We start from the raw sequence: 3,227 nt of genomic DNA on the forward strand, positions 1-3,227 counted from the left end.
CTCTACGGCCGAGATGTGGACAAAAACGTCGGCCGAGCCGTCGTCAGGCTGAATAAAACCAAAACCTTTGGTGGCGTTGAACCATTTAACTGTGCCGGTGCTCATGACGAACCCTTTCCATGGCAAATATTCATTCGACGCCATGCGGATGCACAACGTTCGTTTGTCCCGATTTTTGATGTGGGAAGTTCGTCAAAGGCGCGCTCGAAAGCGCGGATAACAAAAGTCAGTCAAACAAATATCGACGATTTGCTTATAGGCTTCTTTTGGCGCGCTGTCAAATTTGCATAAAGCCACAGCTGCGGAATTCTCCCAAACCACCTGGCCAAAAACCTTGCATGACGGCAAATCGGACGCCAAACAGCGCGCTTGCGCCAACTTGAGAAAAGTTTTCCGGCATCCAGGAACCATCTGCGCAGACGCGCATTTATTCGGTGTCATCAGCAGTTCATGAGAGCAATCGAATAACAGTTGATGGCAAAGACGCCCCCCGCACGATAAAAGGTGCGAGGGGCGTTTTCGTTTGGATCCTATTCGTCCGGACCGGGTTCCGGCCACGTCTCCCTGGCCGCCTCGGCATACCAGTGGCGCATCGCCGGCGTTGCCAGCACGGCGTCGACATAGGCGCGCGTATCCGGCGCCAGCGTGCCGCCATAGGTGTCGAAACGGGTGACGACAGGCGCATACATGGCATCGGCCGCGGTGAAGTGGCCGAACAGGAACGGGCCGCCCTTGCCGTATTTTTCCCGGCACTGGCGCCACAGCGCCTCGATGCGGGCGCGTTGCGCCTCGCCCTCGGCGTCGAGCGGCTTGTGGGCCTTGGGCCGACGCAAATTCATCGGCCAGCCATAGCGAACCTCGCGAAAGCCGGAATGCATCTCGGTCGCAGCCGAACGCGCCAGCGCACGGGCGTCGATATCGGCCGGCCAGGGCTTTTTTTCGGGAAACAGGTCGGCGAGATATTCAAGGATGGCAAGGGTTTCCCAGACGATCTTGCCACTGTGATTCAGCACCGGCACCTGACCTGTCGGCGACACTTTCGCCAGATTGGCAAAGGTTTCAGGCGTGCGCAGCCGCACGAAACCTTCCTCGAACGGGATCTCCAGATGCCTCATCGCCAGCCATGGCCGCAGCGACCATGAGGAGAAACACTTGTTGCCGATATAGAGCGTAAATTCTGCCATTTTTCTCCCCGCACGCTCGGCCATCCAATATCCATGGTCGACGTGTGTTCACAGCCTAGCCCACCAGCCTTGCCCCAAGGCGGCGGCCGCGCGACCTGATCTGCCGTCCGGGCGACGCCTGGAACCTAACCGACGCCGGCTCGTTAGCTACCCGCAAATGAATTCCCCTGAATTCAAAAATCCCAGGAGATGCGCAAAAATGGTGAACAAGGATCAGGTTGCGGGCGTGGCCAAGCAGGTCAAAGGCTCGGTCAAGGAAGCCGCGGGCAAGGCGACCGGCAACAGGCAGACCCAGGCCGAAGGCACGGGCGACCGGATCGCCGGCAAGGTGCAGAAGGCCTATGGCGACGTCAAGGACAAGGTCAAGAAGGCGCTCTGATCCGACATCGAGAAACGCGCTTTATCGAGGGAAAGGCGGCCGCGAAGGCCGCCTTTTTCATGTGCTCCAGCCCTTGCTGAAAGCATTGGTGAAGGCAACCTCGCCATGATCGCCGGTCGCCTCGCCCAGCACCACGTCCATGCCGTCGCTGGTCACCCTGGCCAGCGCGAAGCCGCCCATATAGGCAGCCTTCGGCTTGAACAGGTCGATCCCGTCCCTGCGATAGATCAGCGGCGTTTCGTGCTGGTGGCCGTGGAAAATGCCGACGACATTGTAGCCCTTCAGCGCCGCCAGCAACGCCTGCCGGTCGGCCTCGCTCCACCAATGCGGCGCACCGGTGCCGTCATCATCGAAGTCGCTCTTGGCGGCATCCCAGCGTTCCACCGAAAAAGTGTCCCAGCCATAATGCTGGAACAGGACGACCGGACGGCCGTCCGCCGCATAGGTCGCCAGGTCCTGCTTCAGCCATGGCAGGCTGCTCTCGGCGCCGTGGCCGGTATCGCCGGCGAAACGATGCGTCTGGATCAGATGCAGGCCGCCCCAGTCCCAGGAGTAGCAGTCGGTGTCGACATCATAGTCGGTGGCCGGCACCGGCGGCTTGAAGAACACGCCGGCGCGATGGTTGACCTCGACATAGTCGCGCAGTTCGCGCCGGTACCAGTCGACATGGTGCGGCGGCCCGTTCTGGTCGAGATCATGGTTGCCGAGCCCGACATAGACCGGCATGTGCACGCGATCCGGGCCGACGCCCTGGATGTAGCGCTGGCTGAACTGGAGCAGTTGGGTGCCCTCGCTCGGCTGCGTGATCTGGCCGCCGCCATCGTCGGTGACGTCGCCGCCGACGACGAGGCCGAGCGGCGTGCCTATCTTGCCGGCGGAACGCAGGCCGGTGGCGACGCCATTGATCTCGCCCGGCCAGTCCTTGTCGCCAAGCGCATTCAGCACCGCCACGTTGCGCAGCAGCGCGGCGTCGGTCTTGCCTTCCTGCAGGCAGTTGGGACTCAAGCCGCTCGCCATCCGGCAGGCATGGACATCGGCGATGAACAGGAAGGTGGCGTCGATCGCCTGGACGCGTTGCCCGGTCTGGCCGAAGGCCGGCCGCGGCAAGGCGCCGGCCGCGGCAAATCCCGCAGCCTGTACCAGGAAGTTGCGTCGGGAAAACGATCCAGTCGAAAGGCGATTCATCATCTGCTGATTCAGCATGGACAGCAGCCGGTCGTCCAGCGCCTCTGCGCCATCATCGACATGACGCCATGGGTCTGGCATGTCTCGCTTGCGCGAGCGGAGGAGGACGAAAATGAAAGCCGCAGCTATCTGCATGATCCTGGCCGCGATGTTGTGCGCGAGCACCGCGCATGCCGCCGGTTGCGTCGATGCCAAGTCCGCCAGGAAGGGTTTCGTTCTGGCGAGACCCGGCATCCAGAGCGAATTTCGGCCCGTGGCCGGCGGGATGATGTCGGTTGCCAACACCTACGAATCGCAATCGCCCCAAACCCAATATCTGTTCGCCGGCCTGATCGAGGTGTTTCGCGACAGCGACACCGGCCGGCAGGCGATGATCCCGTTTTCCGATCTGCGAAAGCTGTTCCCGCTGAAGGCGGGGGCAAAGGCCACGATAGAGTTCGTCGAGTTGTCGCCGAACAAGCCGCCGAAGGGCACAAAGA

General features: G+C 61.7%; 4 protein-coding genes and 1 pseudogene. 2 read left to right on the plus strand and 3 right to left on the minus strand.

Annotated features, from left to right (window positions below):
- Together EN964_RS29765 and EN964_RS29770 are read right to left on the minus strand one after the other, a co-directional pair.
- The coding region (locus EN964_RS29765) for a cold-shock protein (protein ID WP_281059580.1) at positions 1–144 on the minus strand (144 nt) is incomplete at its 3' end.
- A gap of 386 nt (positions 145–530) precedes the next feature.
- Positions 531–1,184 carry a glutathione S-transferase family protein gene (locus EN964_RS29770; protein ID WP_164749554.1) on the minus strand — a complete coding sequence of 218 codons (654 nt, stop codon included), beginning with the start codon at positions 1,182–1,184 and terminating at the stop codon, positions 531–533.
- A gap of 199 nt (positions 1,185–1,383) precedes the next feature.
- Between EN964_RS29770 and EN964_RS29775 the strand changes: the two genes are divergently transcribed.
- Positions 1,384–1,563, plus strand: coding sequence for a CsbD family protein (locus tag EN964_RS29775; protein ID WP_027037831.1), 180 nt, complete (start codon positions 1,384–1,386; stop codon positions 1,561–1,563).
- Between the two features lie 57 nt (positions 1,564–1,620).
- On the opposite strand, the gene EN964_RS29780 is transcribed toward EN964_RS29775, so the two are convergent.
- Positions 1,621–2,751, minus strand: coding sequence for a metallophosphoesterase (locus EN964_RS29780; RefSeq protein WP_164776080.1), 1,131 nt, complete (start codon positions 2,749–2,751; stop codon positions 1,621–1,623).
- A 109-nt stretch (positions 2,752–2,860) separates the two neighbouring features.
- Between EN964_RS29780 and EN964_RS29785 the strand changes: the two are divergent.
- Positions 2,861–3,227 (plus strand): annotated as a pseudogene (locus EN964_RS29785) (hypothetical protein); the annotation flags it as partial.

This window comes from Mesorhizobium sp. M7A.F.Ca.CA.001.10.2.1 (assembly GCF_003998575.1).
Lineage (GTDB): Bacteria > Pseudomonadota > Alphaproteobacteria > Rhizobiales > Rhizobiaceae > Mesorhizobium.